We start from the raw sequence: 15,989 nt of genomic DNA on the forward strand, positions 1-15,989 counted from the left end.
GGCCGGGGAGTGTTCAGACAAAGGATGAGGCTATGGTTCAAGTTCGCAAACTGGTGTTAGCAATAGCGGCCGCCTCGGCGCTGTCTTCCGGTATGGCGCAAGCGCTGCAGCTGGGGGAGATGACCCTCAAGTCCAAGCTGAACCAGCCGCTGTCGGTGGACATCGAATTGCTCGATGTCGGTGGCCTTAACGCCGCCGAAATCACGCCGAGCCTGGCGTCCTCCCAGGCCTTTGTCGATGCGGGCGTGGATCGTCAGGCGTTTCTCGATGACCTGACGTTCACCCCGGTGATCAACCCCAACGGCCGCAGCGTGGTGCGGGTCACCTCCAGCAAGCCGTTGCCCGATTCCTACGTACGTTTTCTGCTGCAGGTGCAGTGGCCCAATGGCCGCCTGATGCGTGACTACAGCGTATTGCTCGACCCGGCCAAGTTCGATCAGGCAACGCCGGCCGCTGCGCCCGCGCCGCGTCTGTCGGCGCCCGCCGGCAGCGCTCCGGCTGCGGCACGCTCCTCGGCCCAGCACACCACCACGTCCCGCGACACCCTGTGGGAAATCGCGCAGAAGAGCCGCAATGGCGGCTCGGTGCAGCAGACCATGCTGGCCATTCAGGCGTTGAATCCTGACGCCTTCATCGATGGCAACATCAACCGTTTGAAGACCGGTCAGGTCCTGCGCCTGCCCGATGCCACGCAAAGCACCGCGCTGCCGCAACCCCAGGCGATTGCCGAGGTGCGTGCGCAGAACGAAGCCTGGCGCCAGGGCCGCCGCAGTGCGACCAATCAGCCCGCCGGCCGCCAGCAACTGGACGCCACCCGCCGCACCCAGGCGGGCAATGCCGCCGCGACCACCGACGCCAAGGACACCTTGAGCCTGGTCTCCGCCGAAGCCGCGCGCAAGGGCGCCAAGGGCAACGCCGGCGACAGCCAGGCCCTGGGCGAGAAACTGGCCGTGACCCAGGAACAGCTGGACACCACCCGTCGCGACAACGAAGAACTCAAGAGCCGCGCGGCCGACCTGCAAAGCCAGCTCGACAAGCTGCAAAAGCTGATTCAACTGAAGAATGATCAACTGGCCAGGCTGCAGGCTGAAAAAGGCCAGCCGGCCACGGCGACGGCGGCGATGCCGGCGCAGTTGGCGGCTGATCCTGCTGCTGACCCGGCGGCTGCGGATTCAGCGGCTGAAGCGCCTGAAGCGCCTGCGACTCAAACCCCTGCCATGCCAGCGGCCCCCGCGTCTGCAACGCCTGCACCAGAGGTGGACACGCCGGCGGCAACACCTGCCAGCACCGAAGGCAAGTTCAACGACCTGCTCACCAATCCCATCGTGCTCGGCGTCATTGGCGGTGCGGCCGGCTTGCTGGTGCTGTTGTTGCTGCTGCTGTGGGCGCGCCATCGCAATGCCCGGCTTGAAGAAGAAAAGCACCTGCGCATGGCCCGCGCGCTGGCCGAGGAGGCGGAATTCACGTCGAGCATCGACCGTGACCTGCCCTCGGACAGTTTCGAAGGCCTGGAAGTCGCACCGCCAAGTGTCAAGCTGGCCCCCGCGCCTGCACCCGTGGTCGAGCCGGTAGCCGTACCAACGGTGGCTTCGGTGCTTTCGCCGTTGGCCGCCGCGGTAAACCCGACCAATGCCAGTGGTGCGCTGGTACAAGCCCAGTCCCACATCGACCGTGGTCACTTGAACCAGGCGGCCGATGTGCTGGAGCAGGCGATCAAGCGCGATCCCAAGCGCAGCGACCTGCGCCTGAAGCTGATGGAAGTCTACGGCCTGCAGAACGACAAGGACGGGTTCGTTACGCAGGAGCGTCAGTTGGTAGCCACCGGTGAAAACCACGCCCAGGTCGAACAGCTCAAATCGCGCTTCCCGGCCATGGCCGTCCTCGCGGCGGGCGTGAGTGCCGCCGTTGCGGCTGCGGCGCTCGATGCCCAGTACGTCAAGGACCTGCTCGAAGAAAAGCCCGCGCCCGATGCATCAGCCGACGATTTCGACCTTAGCCTGGATGAGCTGGAAGCTGCTTCGCCCGCGGTAGTGACCGCCGATCAGCCGACGTTTGAATCGCTGTTGAAGCAACAGACCAACGACCAAGCCACGTCGAATGAAGGCTCGGACTTCGATCTGCAACTGGATCCGCCGTCCTCCCAGGCCGATGACGACTTTCTTTCCGGTCTTGAAGACCCGATGAACGTTGAACCGCCGCCCCTCAAACCCACTGCCGTGGATGACTTCGAGCTGCCGGAAGACTTCGACCTGTCCCTGGCCGATGAGCCTGAAGCGCCAGCGGCGTCCAAGCCGGATGCATTCGCCTCGGAACTGAATGATGTCAACGCCGAGCTCGATCGTCTGTCCCAGAGCCTGGAACATCCGCCGATCGAGCCTACCTTTACCGCTGAAGACGCGGCGCTGGGCGATGACGAGCCGGAGTTCGACTTCCTCTCGGGCACCGATGAGGTCTCCACCAAGCTGGACCTGGCCCAGGCCTACATCGACATGGGCGATGCCGATGGCGCACGTGACATCCTGTCCGAAGTGCTGACCGAAGGCAGCGAAGAGCAGCGCAGCGAGGCCAAGGAAATGCTCGGCAGAATCTGAAGCCCGCTGCAGGGGACGTGTGGGAGTGGGGGCTCCCTCCCACATTTGTATCAGCGTCCATTGCGAACAAAAGCGCCCCGGCTTCGTCCGTCGCCTTTATAATGCGCGCCTTTGCGCAACTCATCGGGCTCTCAGTTCTTGGCAAACATAGATAACGCGGCCGCCGAAATGGCGGCCGCAGGCTTTTACCGCATCGCCCTCGGCGTCGAATACAAGGGCTCGCGCTACCGCGGCTGGCAGCGTCAGGCGTCGGGTGTGTTGACGGTGCAGGAAACCCTGGAAAATGCCCTGTCCAAGGTCGCCGACTCGCCGGTGTCGCTGATGTGCGCCGGGCGTACCGACGCCGGTGTGCACGCCTGTGGTCAGGTGGTGCACTTCGATACTCAGGCCGAGCGCACCATGAAGGCTTGGGTGATGGGCGCCAATATCAATCTGCCCCACGACGTCAGTGTGACCTGGGCCAAGGTCATGCCTGCGCATTTTCATGCGCGTTTCAAGGCCATCGCCCGGCGTTACCGCTATGTGATCTATAACGACCAGATCCGCCCGGCGCACCTCAATCAGGAAATCACCTGGAACCATCGTCCGCTGGATGCCGAGCGCATGGCCCAAGCTGCGCAGCATCTGGTGGGCGTGCATGATTTCAGCGCATTCCGCGCCGGCCAGTGCCAGGCCAAGTCACCGATCAAGGAAGTCCACCACCTGCGCGTCACCCGGCACGGCAAGATGATCGTGCTGGATATTCGCGCCGGGGCGTTCCTGCACCATATGGTGCGCAACATTGCGGGCGTTCTGATGACCATCGGCACCGGCGAGCGTCCGGTGGAATGGGCCCGCGAGGTGCTGGAAAGCCGTGTTCGCCGCACGGGCGGCGTGACGGCCCATCCGTTTGGTCTATATCTGGTGGGCGTGGAGTACCGCGACGAGTTCGAGCTGCCGGAGCGCTTCATCGGGCCACACTTCCTCACAGGTTTCAGCGAACTTGGCGGCTGACGCCCGGAAAAGCTTTTGTTACCATCCGGGACTTTCTCGGTGCAATCCCTGAGGTTTCCAAGACATGTCAGCCGTTCGCAGCAAGATTTGCGGGATTACCCGCATGGAAGACGCGCTGGCGGCAGTCGAAGCGGGGGCGGATGCCATTGGTCTGGTGTTCTATGCCAAAAGCCCGCGGGCGGTGAACGTGTTGCAGGCGCGGGCGATCATTGCCGGGCTGCCACCGTTTGTCACCACCGTGGGGCTGTTCGTGAATGCCAGCCGCTGCGAGCTTGACGAGACCCTCGATGCGGTGCCTCTGGATATGCTGCAGTTTCACGGCGACGAAAGCCCCGACGAATGCGAAAGCTATCAACGCCCGTATATCAAAGCGCTGCGGGTCAAGGCCGGTGATGACATTGCCGCCGCCTGTGCCACTTATGCGGGCGCTCGCGGGATCCTGCTGGACACCTACGTCGAAGGCGTCCCGGGCGGCACGGGTGAAGCGTTCGACTGGTCTCTGATCCCTGGAGGGTTGAGCAAGCCGATCATCCTTGCCGGTGGCTTGAACTGCGCCAATGTCGCGGCGGCCATCGAACAGGTTCGGCCGTATGCCGTGGATGTGAGCGGCGGAGTAGAGCAGAGCAAGGGCATCAAGGATCACCACAAGATTCGCGCATTCATGCAGGCCGTGCGCGCGATGTGACGGCTGGCAGTCTGCCGCCGTCAGTAACTACCACTGTGTAACGCAGCATCGGCGCCGCCTGCGGGAGGGCCGGGAACGAAGTGACAACCCTGCACAGGCAGGTTGTCTGGAAGGCTGAGGATGCGGACGGGAAATGGCTGGTCGAACGTCTGACCCCGACCCGCCCGCGTCATCGCCACACATGAATTTAGCTCAAGGGCATACGCGGGGCTGTGTTCAAGCCACCGGTACTGGAGAAAGAAAGCATGAGCAACTGGTTAGTAGACAAACTGATCCCTTCGATCATGCGTTCCGAGGTGAAGAAAAGCTCGGTTCCTGAAGGTCTGTGGCACAAGTGCCCTTCCTGCGACGCGGTGCTGTACCGCCCGGAGCTGGAAAAGACCCTGGACGTTTGCCCCAAGTGCAATCACCACATGCGCATCGGCGCGCGCGCGCGCATCGACATCTTCCTCGACGCCGACGGTCGTAACGAACTGGGCGCTGATCTGGAGCCGGTCGACCGTCTCAAGTTCCGCGACGGCAAGAAGTACAAGGACCGCCTCACTGCTGCGCAGAAGCAGACCGGCGAGAAAGACGCACTGATTTCCGTCAGTGGCAAGCTGCTGGGCATGCCGGTGGTGGTCTCGGCCTTTGAATTTTCCTTCATGGGCGGTTCCATGGGTGCCATCGTCGGTGAGCGTTTTGTGCGCGCCGCCAATTACGCGCTGGAAAACCGTTGCCCGATGATCTGCTTCGCCGCCTCCGGGGGGGCGCGCATGCAGGAAGCCCTGATTTCCCTGATGCAAATGGCCAAGACCTCCGCGGTGCTGGCGCGTCTGCGTGAAGAAGGCATTCCGTTTATCTCCGTGCTGACCGACCCGGTCTACGGCGGTGTTTCCGCCAGCCTGGCCATGCTCGGCGACGTGATCGTCGGCGAGCCCAAGGCCCTGATCGGCTTTGCCGGCCCGCGCGTGATCGAGCAGACCGTGCGCGAAAAGCTGCCGGAAGGCTTCCAGCGTAGCGAATTCCTGCTGGAGCACGGTGCAATCGATCTGATTATCCCGCGCGGCGAGCTGCGTCCACGCCTGGGCAACCTGCTGGCACAAATGATGGGGCTGCCGACACCGGTGTACGTCGCGCCTAAAATCGAACCGATCGTCGTGCCGCCGGTGCCTGCAAACCTATGACCCAACGTACCCTGGGCGAATGGCTCGCCTACCTTGAGCAGTTGCATCCGTCCGCCATCGACATGGGCCTGGAGCGCTCGCAACAGGTAGCGACCCGCCTCGGGTTGGGCCGGCCGGCGCCGCGTGTGATCACGGTGACCGGCACCAACGGCAAAGGCTCGACCTGCGCCTTTGTCGCGGCGCTGCTTCAGGCTCAAGGCCTGAGCGTCGGCGTCTACAGTTCTCCGCACCTGCTGCGTTACAACGAGCGGGTGCAGCTCAACGGGGTCGAAGCCACCGATGAGCAACTCTGTGAAGCGTTCGCCGCACTTGATGCCGGACGTGGCGAAATCTCCCTGACCTACTTCGAGATGGGCACCCTGGCGGCGTTCTGGCTGTTCGAGCGTGCGCAACTGGATGTGGTCGTGCTGGAAGTGGGCCTGGGCGGTCGTCTGGACACGGTCAACGTGGTGGATGCCGACCTGGCGCTGGTGACCAGCATTGGCGTTGACCATGTCGACTACCTGGGCGATACCCGCGAATCGGTGGCCTATGAAAAGGCCGGTATCTTCCGTGCGGGCAAGCCTGCGTTGTGCGGTGATCTGGATCCGCCGCAACCCCTGCTCGACAAGGTGCGTGAGCTGGAATGCCCGTTCTTCCTGCGTGGTCGCGAATTCAGCCTCGACATCGGCGAGCAGCACTGGCAGTGGCGCGGGCGCGATGCGCGCGGAAAAACGGTTGAGCTGCACGATTTGCCGCTGTTGAACCTGCCGATGGAAAATGCCGCGCTTGCGCTGCAGGCCTATCTGTTGCTGGACCTGCCATGGGATGCTGCGCAGATTGCCGCGACATTATTGGCGACCAGGGTCGTGGGGCGTCTGGATCGTCGTGCAGTCGAGTGGCAGGGCAAGCGTCTGAACCTGCTGCTGGATGTGGGGCACAATCCCCATGCGGCGCAGTACCTGGCGCAGCGCCTGGCGCGCACGCCGCCGCAGGGGCGACGACTCGCCGTATTCGGTCTGTTGGCTGACAAGGACCTCGATGGCGTGGTTGCGCCGTTGCTCGACAGTGTCCAGGCGTGGGCGGTTGCGCCGCTGGATACGCCGCGCAGTCGACCGGCGGCGGAGTTGGAACTGGCCTTGCAGAACCTTGGTGCGCGCGTGGCGTCGTATGCAAGCCTGACCGCAGCCCTCGAGGCCCAGTGTGCGGTGGCAACGACCGAGGACGAGATTCTGTTGTTCGGATCATTTTATTGTGTTGCCGAGGCGCTTGAGTGGTTGGCCCGGCGTCCCACGGAGGAAGCTGCACATGGCATTACTGGATAGCGCATACAAGCAGCGAATGGTCGGAGCTCTGGTGCTGGTGGCGTTGGCGGTGATTTTCCTGCCGATGCTGTTTTCCCGTCAGGACGAACAGCGCCAGGTAGTCGTCGAAGCCCCGGCAGCGCCCCAGGCGCCCGCCGTGCCTCAGGTGCAGGTCGAGCCGGTGGTGGTGCCCGAGCCGCAGGCATTGCCCGAAGACGAGCCGGTGCCTGTCGAAGAGCCTGCTGCTGCGCCGTCAGCGCCTTCCGCGCCCGTGCAACAGAGCGTGCCGGTGGTCAAGCCAGCGCCTGCGGTGGCGGCCAAGCCCGCCGCGCCGACACCTGCGCCCAAGCCGGTCACACCGCAACCGGCAGCGCCGGGCAAGCCGGATGTGGGGCAGAGTCGTATCGACCCCAATGGCCTGCCGATCAGTTGGTCGATCCAGGTGGCCAGCCTTGGCAATCGCGAAGGTGCCGACGCGTTGCAGAAAAAACTGCGTAGCCAGGGTTACAACGCCTATATCCGCAGTGCCGATGGCAAGAACCGCGTGTTTATCGGGCCGCTGATCGAGCGCGCCGAGGCGGATCGCCTGCGGGACTTGCTGGATCGTCAGCAGAACCTGAAGGGGTTCGTGACCCGCTTCCAGCCTGAGCGCGGCTGATTTCAGCCTGGAGTGCAATCAACTGTGGGAGGGGGCCTGCTCCCGATGACGATGTAGCAGTCAGCCTGTTCAGTGACTGATACACCGCCATCGGGAGCAAGCCCCCTCCCACATTGTTTTTTACGGTGGCCTTGAAAGGGGCTTTGCCCGCTACACATCATTGATTTGCAAAGCGCTCGCAAACACCGCTTACCGACAGCCCGGCGCTCTGCTAAAATTCGCCGCCTTATCCGTCCGTAGGCTCTAACGTGCCATTTACCTGGGTTGATTGGGCGATTGTTGCCATCGTCGCCATCTCTGCTTTGATCAGTCTGAGCCGCGGCTTCGTAAAAGAAGCGCTGTCGTTGCTGACCTGGATCATCGCAGGAGTCGTAGCCTGGATGTTCGGGGGTTCACTGTCGGTTTATCTGGCCGGCTACATCGAGACACCTTCGGCCCGCGTCATCGCGGGCTGCGCCATCATGTTCATCGCCACGCTGCTGGTGGGGGCAATGGTCAATTACCTTATTGGCGAATTGATACGCGTCACCGGCCTTTCCGGGACCGATCGATTTCTCGGCATGGCTTTTGGCGCGGCGCGTGGCGCGTTGTTGGTGGTGGTGGCGGTCGGGCTGTTGAGCCTGGGACCGGTTCAGCAGGATGCGTGGTGGCAGGAGTCGGTGCTCGTGCCAAAATTTCTTTTGGTTGCAGACTGGTCCAAGAACCTCATATTGGGGTGGAGCAGTCAGTGGCTGGCCAGCGGAATCAGCGTACCCGCTGATCTTCCGTTCAAGGAACACCTCTTACCGGCCAAAACGCCTCAGTAAGCAGGGTTCAGTCAAGATTCATTAAGTAGGGGTTGCGTCGCATGTGTGGCATCGTCGGTATCGTCGGTAAGTCGAACGTGAATCAGGCGCTGTATGACGCGCTAACCGTCCTCCAGCACCGCGGCCAGGACGCTGCCGGTATTGTGACCAGCCACGACGGCCGGTTATTCCTGCGCAAGGACAATGGCCTGGTGCGTGACGTGTTCCACCAGCGTCACATGCAGCGCCTCGTCGGGCACATGGGCATTGGCCATGTGCGCTACCCGACTGCCGGCAGCTCGACGTCGGCCGAAGCTCAGCCGTTCTACGTCAACTCGCCGTACGGCATCACCCTGGCGCACAACGGCAACCTGACCAACGTTGAACAGTTGGCCAAGGAGATTTACGAATCCGACCTGCGCCACGTCAACACCAGTTCCGATTCGGAAGTGCTGCTCAACGTGTTCGCCCATGAGCTGGCCCAGCGCGGCAAGCTGCAGCCTACCGAAGAAGACGTGTTTGCCGCTGTGATCGACGTGCACAACCGTTGCGTCGGCGGTTACGCCGTGGTGGCGATGATCACCGGTTACGGCATCGTCGGTTTCCGCGACCCCCACGGCATCCGTCCGATCGTGTTCGGTCAGCGTCACACCGACGAAGGCGTCGAGTACATGATCGCATCCGAAAGCGTGTCGCTGGACGTGCTGGGCTTCACCCTGATACGCGACCTCGCGCCGGGCGAAGCGGTGTACATCACCGAAGATGGCAAGCTGCACACCCGTCAGTGTGCAGTGGCGCCGAAGCTGACCCCGTGCATCTTCGAACACGTCTACCTGGCCCGTCCGGACTCAATCATCGATGGCGTTTCGGTCTACAAGGCGCGCCTGCGCATGGGCGAGAAGCTGGCCGACAAGATCCTGCGCGAGCGTCCCGAGCACGATATCGATGTGGTGATCCCGATTCCGGACACCAGCCGCACCGCCGCCCTGGAGCTGGCCAACCACCTGGGCGTCAAGTTTCGCGAAGGCTTTGTGAAGAACCGCTACATCGGCCGCACCTTCATCATGCCCGGCCAGGCTGCGCGCAAGAAATCGGTGCGCCAGAAGCTCAACGCCATCGAGCTGGAGTTTCGCGGCAAGAACGTAATGCTGGTGGACGATTCCATCGTGCGCGGCACCACGTGCAAGCAGATCATCCAGATGGCCCGCGAAGCCGGTGCGAAGAACGTGTACTTCTGCTCCGCCGCGCCTGCCGTGCGTTACCCGAACGTGTATGGTATCGACATGCCGAGCGCCCATGAGCTGATCGCTCACAACCGTTCGACCCAGGACGTGGCCGATCTGATCGGCGCCGACTGGCTGATCTACCAGGACCTGCCGGACCTGATCGAGGCCGTCGGCGGTGGCAAGATCAAGATCGATCAGTTCGACTGTGCCGTGTTTGACGGCAAGTACGTGACCGGCGACGTCGACGATGCCTACCTGAACAAGATCGAGCAGGCGCGTAACGACTCGTCGAAGGTCAAGACCCAGGCGGTCAGCGCGATCATCGATCTGTATAACAACTGAGTAAACACCGGCCCTGAGGGGCCGGTTTTGTATCTTAAATAAAGAATTTCGAGAGTAAGGAGTCGCAGCATGAGTCAGGAATGGGATGCCGGTCGGCTGGACAGCGACCTCGACGGCGTAGCTTTCGATACCCTGGCTGTGCGCGCCGGCCAGCACCGTACCCCGGAAGGTGAGCACGGTGATCCGATGTTCTTCACCTCCAGCTACGTATTCCGCACGGCCGCCGACGCTGCCGCGCGTTTTGCCGGCGAAGTGCCGGGCAACGTTTATTCGCGCTACACCAACCCGACCGTGCGTGCATTCGAAGAGCGTATTGCCGCGCTGGAAGGCGCCGAGCAGGCCGTGGCCACGGCCACCGGCATGGCGGCGATCCTGGCGGTGGTGATGAGCCTGTGCAGCGCCGGCGATCATGTGCTGGTGTCGCGCAGTGTGTTCGGTTCGACCATCAGCCTGTTCGAAAAGTATTTCAAGCGCTTCGGCATTGAGGTGGACTACGTGCCGCTGGCGGACGTGTCCGGCTGGGATGCGGCGATCAAGGCCAATACCCGGTTGCTGTTTGTCGAGTCACCGTCCAACCCCCTTGCCGAACTGGTGGATATCGCCGCGTTGGCCGAAGTGGCTCATGCCAAGGGCGCGATGCTGGTGGTCGACAACTGCTTCTGCACGCCGGCGCTGCAACAGCCGCTGAAGCTGGGTGCCGATATCGTCGTGCACTCGGCGACCAAGTTCATTGACGGCCAGGGCCGCTGCATGGGCGGAGTGGTGGCCGGTCGTGGCGAGCAGATGAAGGAAGTCGTCGGCTTCCTGCGCACTGCCGGGCCGACCCTCAGCCCGTTCAACGCGTGGATTTTCCTCAAGGGCCTGGAAACCCTCGGCCTGCGCATGAAGGCCCATTGTGCCAATGCCCAGGCCCTGGCCGAGTGGCTGGAGCAACAGGACGGCATCGAAAAGGTGCACTACGCCGGCCTCAAGAGCCACCCGCAACACGCATTGGCCCAGCGCCAGCAGCGCGGTTTCGGGGCGGTGGTGAGTTTTGAAGTGAGGGGCGGCAAAGAGGGCGCCTGGCGCTTTATCGATGCAACGCGTCTGATCTCGATCACCGCGAACCTGGGTGACAGCAAGACCACCATTACCCACCCGGGTACCACGTCCCACGGCCGTCTGGCCCCGCAGGAGCGTGAAGCGGCGGGCATTCGTGACAGCCTGATCCGTGTTGCGGTAGGCCTGGAAGACGTGGCTGATTTGCAGGCAGACCTGGCCCGCGGGTTGGCTGCCTTGTGATCGAGTGGTCCACCGAGGTCGCAGTGGCCAGTAATGGGCGTGTCGCGCTGGTAACCGGCGCAGCTCGCGGGATTGGTCTGGGCATCTCTGCATGGCTGATCAGCGAAGGCTGGCAGGTGGTGTTGGCCGACCTGGATCGCGAGCGTGGCTCCAAGGTGTCCAGGGTGCTCGGCGACAATGCCTGGTTTATCACCATGGACGTGGCTGACGAGAAGCAGGTGGTTCAGGGTGTTGCGCAAGTGCTGGGGCAGTTCGGGCGTCTGGATGCGTTGGTGTGCAACGCCGCGGTGGCCGATCCGCACAATATCACCCTGGAAAGCCTGGACCTGGCCTACTGGAACCGCGTGCTGGCGGTGAACCTCAGCGGGCCGATGCTGCTGGCCAAACATTGCGCGCCTTACCTGCGTGCCCATGGGGGCGCCATCGTCAATCTGGCGTCCACCCGCGCCCGTCAATCGGAGCCGGACACCGAAGCCTATGCGGCGAGCAAGGGCGGCCTGCTGGCCTTGACCCACGCCCTGGCGATGAGTCTGGGGCCGGAGGTGCGGGTCAATGCGGTGAGCCCCGGCTGGATCGATGCGCGGGATCCCTCGGCGCGGCGTGCCGAGCCGCTGAGCGATGCTGATCATGCCCAGCATCCGGGGGGCAGGGTGGGCACTGTGGAGGATGTAGCGGCGATGGTTGCGTGGTTGCTGTCACGTCAGGCCGGGTTTGTGACCGGGCAAGAGTTCGTGGTGGATGGTGGCATGAGCAAGAAGATGATTTACAGCGAGTGAGGCGAGCTGGCGCTTGAAGCAATTTTGTCTTTTTCAGGAAAACTTCAAGCGGGCTATTGACTTAGGTCTGCTATCTGCGTAAATTTCGCGGCCTCAACGAAGCAAAGGGTGATTAGCTCAGCTGGGAGAGCATCTGCCTTACAAGCAGAGGGTCGGCGGTTCGATCCCGTCATCACCCACCACTTCTTGAGAGTTTTGCTTACGGGCAAGACGCAACGTTAAAGGTTGCACCGACGCGCAGCGGTAGTTCAGTCGGTTAGAATACCGGCCTGTCACGCCGGGGGTCGCGGGTTCGAGTCCCGTCCGCTGCGCCATATTTTCCAGGTTCGAATGGTCGGGCTTGAGATTGAACAGCCTAGGCTGATCGATCAGATGTTTAAAGACGGTTGAGGGCTTCACGCTTAACCGGTCAAGCGATACGCAGCGGTAGTTCAGTCGGTTAGAATACCGGCCTGTCACGCCGGGGGTCGCGGGTTCGAGTCCCGTCCGCTGCGCCATATCTGCTTCAAGGCCCGCTGAACGCCTTCAAGCGCAAAGAAAGCCATTGGCTGCTTTGATCCGATAGCAAAGACCCTGGTCGAGAGACCGGGGTTTTTTGTGTCTGCGATTTGGTTATGAGCGGCGGGCGGGGCTCACAGCGCAACCTGATGAAACGTGTAGTTGGGCTGAGGTGGCTGCAAGGCGTACTCGGGTCGGCCGAGGGAGCCGTAAACCGGCTCCCGCTTTATGTCAGAACCCCAGCTTATCCCGCAGCCCGTAGTACCAGGCACCCAGCGCGGCGAACGGTGTACGCAGCATCTGCCCACCGGGGAAGGGGTAGTGCGGCAGGTCGGCGAACGCATCAAAGCGTTCCGCCTGACCGCGCAGGGCTTCGGCCAGCACTTTGCCTGCCAGGTGCGTGTAGGTCACGCCGTGGCCGCTGCAGCCTTGGGAGTAATAGATGTTGTCGCCCAGGCGGCCCACCTGAGGCAGGCGCGACAGGGTCAGCAGGAAGTTGCCGGTCCAGGCGTAGTCGATCTTTACGTCCTTGAGTTGCGGAAACGCCTTGAGCATTTTCGGACGAATGATCGCTTCGATATTCGCCGGGTCGCGCGCGCCATAGACCACGCCGCCGCCGAAGATCAGACGCTTGTCACTGGTGAGACGGTAGTAGTCGAGCAGGTAGTTGCAGTCTTCGACGCAGTAGTCCTGTGGCAACAGGCTCCTGGCCAATTCATCGCCCAGGGGGGCGGTGGTGATCACTTGCGTGCCGCAGGGCATCGACTTGGCGGCCAACTCCGGCACCAGGTTGCCCAGGTAGGCGTTGCCCGCGACAATAATGAACTTGGCCCTGACCTTGCCTTCGGCTGTATGCACCACCGGATTGGCGCCGCGCTCGATACGCAGAGCGGCAGATTGTTCGTGGATCGTACCGCCCAGGGACTCAACGGCGGCCGCTTCACCCAGGGCCAGGTTGAGCGGATGGATGTGCCCGCCGCTCATGTCCAGCAGGCCGCCGACATAGTTGTCGCAGCCCACCACTTCGCGGATGCGGCGCTCGTCCAGCAACTCCAGTTGCGTATGACCGTAGCGCTCCCACAGGCGTTTCTGCGACTCGAGGTGGCTCATGTGCTTGCTGTTGAGTGCAGCGAATACGCCGCCGTTCTTCAGGTCGCACTGGATCTGATACTTGGCCACGCGCTCACGAATGATCCTGCCGCCCTCGAATGCCATCTCGCCCAGCAACTGCGCCTGCTTGGGGCCGACGCTGCGCTCGATCACGTCGATATCGCGGCTGTAGCTGTTGACGATCTGCCCACCATTGCGGCCCGATGCACCGAATCCCACTCTGGCGGCCTCCAGCACCGTGACGCGAAAACCGTTCTCCAGCAGAAACAGCGCGCTGGAAAGGCCGGTATAGCCGGCGCCGATCACACAGACATCGGTTTCGACTTCACCTTGCAGCATCGGACGAGGCGGAACCGCATTGGCGGATGCGGCGTAATATGACTGGGGATAGGGGGTGTTCGCCATCCTGGAACCTCTGTTTTATATTTTTTACGAGTGCCGCGATCCTACCTGAGTTGAAAATTGCCCGCCAGCCACCGGGAAAACACGGGCGTGCGTTCCGAAAATAAAAAATTCGCATATTCATGGGGTTAGCTGCGAAAAAGAGGTTGACACACCTTCGGAATTCCGTAGAATGCCGCCTCACAGCAGGCACGTAGCTCAGTTGGTTAGAGCACCACCTTGACATGGTGGGGGTCGTTGGTTCGAGTCCAATCGCGCCTACCAAACAAAATCCGCTCTGCTGGGCGGTCTGGAAGGGCTCACCGAGAGGTGGGCCCTTTTTTGTTGTCTTGCATTTGGGTCAATCAAAACGCCCGAAGAGTCGTCTCGGGCGTGTTGTGTATCAAGCGGTGGTGCTGACCATCGAGCCCGAACTGCTCTTGCCCTCACTGGTAACAGCCTGCAACAAGGCTGCGCTCACGGTCTGCAAAGCAGCTGATGTGCTTGCCACCTGCACTTGCGCTGCTGCGATCGTGACGGCCTTTGCCTCTGCGTTTTCGTTACTGGACTGCGCCTTTTGCAGCGCCTGCTGTTGCTGCAGGAGCTGCTTTTGCAACTGTTCGATTTGTTTTTTCAGTTCCTTGATCGTTTCCGACTCTTGCTTGGCCGGCGGCGCATCGCTACCGCCCACGCCGGCCGAACCTTTAGCGTCATGGTCAAGGCTGACCGTCAGGCTGCCTGGGCTGTCAGCTTTCGCGGCATCAGTCGTGTCTTTGGACGCCGGAGGGGTGGGGACCGAGGCTGGAATATTAAGATTGATCAGCATGAAAAGTACCCGGTTATGAGGTGTCCGATTAAATCGACCCGTGGCCGACTTACTTCAGCGCGACTCCTGTCCCGCCCCAGGAGGGTCCTGCATTAACGTGACAGTCTTTGTGTCGCGATTTGATGGCGGGAGAGGGATGTTGATGCTTTTACCGGCGTCGACAAGGGACCGAACTGAAGGCGCAAGCTCGTGCATGGCCCCTGAACCGGGCTATGCGTTGCCAGGCCGCTTAGAGTGCTGTGTAGAGGTGGCAACCCCAATCAGCAGAAAAGCGAAGCCACCGCTAACAGGCAGATAATTTGCGCAACCAATTGGCACCGTATTTCGCCATTTGTTGTTGCCATGCCACTCATTTGTCCGGCATACATGATCGCTACCTTTTTGGCTGAATCACCGTGAGCCCGGCGTGGGAACGCGTCGCTACTGCGCTGAGTATAGGCCTTGAAATTAAAGTCGTAATAATGGTGTTTGCACTGAATGCAGGAGAGGGCAATGGAGCTGGCGATGGAGGTGTCGTTCGACGTAACGGAGCAGGAGCGTGAGGCGATTCTCAAGCCGCTGAGGGCTTACAACCTCAGTCACACAGGCAGTATGCCATTTGAAACCGTGGGCATCCTGCTACGCGATCCTGCCACTGATGAGGTGGTGGGCGGGCTCTACGGAAAAATTTCCTACGGATGGCTGTTCATCGAGCTGCTGAGCATCCCCGATCAGATGCGCACCCAGGGCACCGGCACGCGCTTGATGCGTATTGCCGAAGACCTTGCCCAGCAGAAAGGCTGTACCGGGATCTGGCTGGACACGTTCAGCTTTCAGGCGCCCGGGTTTTATCGCAAGTTGGGGTTCACTGAGGTGGGCCAGATCATTGATTACCCGCCGGGTCACCGGCGCCACTTTTTCCAGAAGCGCCTGCGCTGAAACGCCGCACCGCTTCGTGCGGCGCCGTGCGCGTCAAATCAGCTGACTGGCCGCCGGTTGCGTCAGGTGATCAAAACCCGGCCAAGGCCGAAGGTGATGGCGCAGGCCAGTGACGTCATCGCGAACGCTGTCGCGACGTACCATTTGATGAGATTCAGCTCCGTGGTTGCCAGGTCCGCCTTGGTCGCGAAGTGCTTTTCGATGGCGGTGGAGTGTTGCTCCATGGCGTCAGTCCTGCTCGAAACGGCGAATAGTTTTTCTTTCATCTCAGCCAGCCCTTTTTCCAGTAGGCCCATGCGTTTTTCCATGCCTGAGCCTCCGTCATGACCTCCACCGTCTCCGCCTTGAGCCGGGATGTTCAGCGTGTTTACTGCTGCGAATTGATACTGTTTCTTCTCCAAAGCCGGACACCTGTGTTTTGAACAATGTGAGATAGCGTTTGGGAGATCAGAATAGTGGGTGTTTGACCG

Annotated in this window: 14 protein-coding genes and 4 tRNA genes; 15 read left to right on the forward strand and 3 right to left on the reverse strand. The window is 61.8% G+C overall.

Translation table 11 applies throughout. The features are described 5' to 3' along the window. Positions 1 to 32 precede the first annotated feature (32 nt). The 13 genes from ACXX81_RS06630 (at position 33) to ACXX81_RS06690 (ending at position 12,283) form a co-directional block, all read left to right on the forward strand. Positions 33 to 2,591, forward strand: coding sequence for a FimV/HubP family polar landmark protein (locus ACXX81_RS06630; protein WP_458571390.1), 2,559 nt, complete (start codon positions 33 to 35; stop codon positions 2,589 to 2,591). 168 nt (positions 2,592 to 2,759) lie between these two features. Further along, positions 2,760 to 3,584 (forward strand): tRNA pseudouridine(38-40) synthase TruA, encoded by an 825-nt coding sequence (truA, locus tag ACXX81_RS06635; protein ID WP_209990423.1) that lies wholly within the window; start codon positions 2,760 to 2,762, stop codon positions 3,582 to 3,584. 64 nt (positions 3,585 to 3,648) lie between these two features. After that, a complete protein-coding gene (locus ACXX81_RS06640; RefSeq protein WP_209983169.1) occupies positions 3,649 to 4,269 on the forward strand; it encodes a phosphoribosylanthranilate isomerase in 621 nt (206 codons plus the stop codon). A 245-nt stretch (positions 4,270 to 4,514) separates the two neighbouring features. After that, entirely contained in the window at positions 4,515 to 5,435 is a 921-nt protein-coding gene (gene accD, locus ACXX81_RS06645; protein ID WP_003234319.1) for an acetyl-CoA carboxylase, carboxyltransferase subunit beta, read from the forward strand. Further along, positions 5,432 to 6,739: a bifunctional tetrahydrofolate synthase/dihydrofolate synthase gene (gene folC / locus ACXX81_RS06650; protein WP_231423061.1), complete on the forward strand. Its 1,308-nt coding sequence runs from the start codon at positions 5,432 to 5,434 to the stop codon at positions 6,737 to 6,739. Before accD ends, folC begins: the two co-directional genes overlap by 4 nt. Beyond that, a complete protein-coding gene (locus tag ACXX81_RS06655) occupies positions 6,723 to 7,376 on the forward strand; it encodes an SPOR domain-containing protein (protein WP_231423060.1) in 654 nt (217 codons plus the stop codon). The genes folC and ACXX81_RS06655 overlap by 17 nt, the downstream gene beginning before the upstream one ends. Before the next feature lie 248 nt (positions 7,377 to 7,624). Further along, complete coding sequence (locus ACXX81_RS06660; protein ID WP_003234314.1) at positions 7,625 to 8,182, forward strand: CvpA family protein; 558 nt, start codon at positions 7,625 to 7,627, stop codon at positions 8,180 to 8,182. Between the two features lie 41 nt (positions 8,183 to 8,223). After that, entirely contained in the window at positions 8,224 to 9,729 is a 1,506-nt protein-coding gene (gene purF / locus ACXX81_RS06665; protein ID WP_003234313.1) for an amidophosphoribosyltransferase, read from the forward strand. Between the two features lie 69 nt (positions 9,730 to 9,798). Next, complete coding sequence (locus tag ACXX81_RS06670; RefSeq protein ID WP_231423059.1) at positions 9,799 to 11,010, forward strand: O-succinylhomoserine sulfhydrylase; 1,212 nt, start codon at positions 9,799 to 9,801, stop codon at positions 11,008 to 11,010. A 23-nt stretch (positions 11,011 to 11,033) separates the two neighbouring features. Then, positions 11,034 to 11,786 carry an SDR family oxidoreductase gene (locus ACXX81_RS06675; RefSeq protein WP_373460628.1) on the forward strand — a complete coding sequence of 251 codons (753 nt, stop codon included), beginning with the start codon at positions 11,034 to 11,036 and terminating at the stop codon, positions 11,784 to 11,786. 106 nt (positions 11,787 to 11,892) lie between these two features. Continuing rightward, a tRNA-Val gene (locus tag ACXX81_RS06680) sits at positions 11,893 to 11,968 on the forward strand. A 55-nt stretch (positions 11,969 to 12,023) separates the two neighbouring features. After that, positions 12,024 to 12,100, forward strand: a tRNA-Asp gene (locus tag ACXX81_RS06685). Between the two features lie 106 nt (positions 12,101 to 12,206). Then, positions 12,207 to 12,283 (forward strand) — tRNA-Asp (locus tag ACXX81_RS06690). Between the two features lie 232 nt (positions 12,284 to 12,515). On the opposite strand, the gene ACXX81_RS06695 is transcribed toward ACXX81_RS06690, so the two are convergent. Continuing rightward, positions 12,516 to 13,799 (reverse strand): NAD(P)/FAD-dependent oxidoreductase, encoded by a 1,284-nt coding sequence (locus ACXX81_RS06695; protein WP_209983159.1) that lies wholly within the window; start codon positions 13,797 to 13,799, stop codon positions 12,516 to 12,518. Positions 13,800 to 13,983: 184 nt separating this feature from the next. On the opposite strand from ACXX81_RS06695, the gene ACXX81_RS06700 reads away from it, so the two are divergent. Then, positions 13,984 to 14,060 (forward strand) — tRNA-Val (locus ACXX81_RS06700). A gap of 118 nt (positions 14,061 to 14,178) precedes the next feature. Here the strand turns inward: ACXX81_RS06700 and ACXX81_RS06705 are convergent. Further along, entirely contained in the window at positions 14,179 to 14,601 is a 423-nt protein-coding gene (locus tag ACXX81_RS06705) for a hypothetical protein (protein WP_458571391.1), read from the reverse strand. Between the two features lie 492 nt (positions 14,602 to 15,093). On the opposite strand from ACXX81_RS06705, the gene ACXX81_RS06710 reads away from it, so the two are divergent. Further along, positions 15,094 to 15,519 carry a GNAT family N-acetyltransferase gene (locus ACXX81_RS06710; RefSeq protein WP_458571392.1) on the forward strand — a complete coding sequence of 142 codons (426 nt, stop codon included), beginning with the start codon at positions 15,094 to 15,096 and terminating at the stop codon, positions 15,517 to 15,519. Positions 15,520 to 15,581: 62 nt separating this feature from the next. On the opposite strand, the gene ACXX81_RS06715 is transcribed toward ACXX81_RS06710, so the two are convergent. Further along, a complete protein-coding gene (locus ACXX81_RS06715) occupies positions 15,582 to 15,827 on the reverse strand; it encodes a hypothetical protein (RefSeq protein WP_209983132.1) in 246 nt (81 codons plus the stop codon). Positions 15,828 to 15,989: the final 162 nt, after the last annotated feature.

This window comes from Pseudomonas sp. GNP013 (assembly GCF_054343995.1).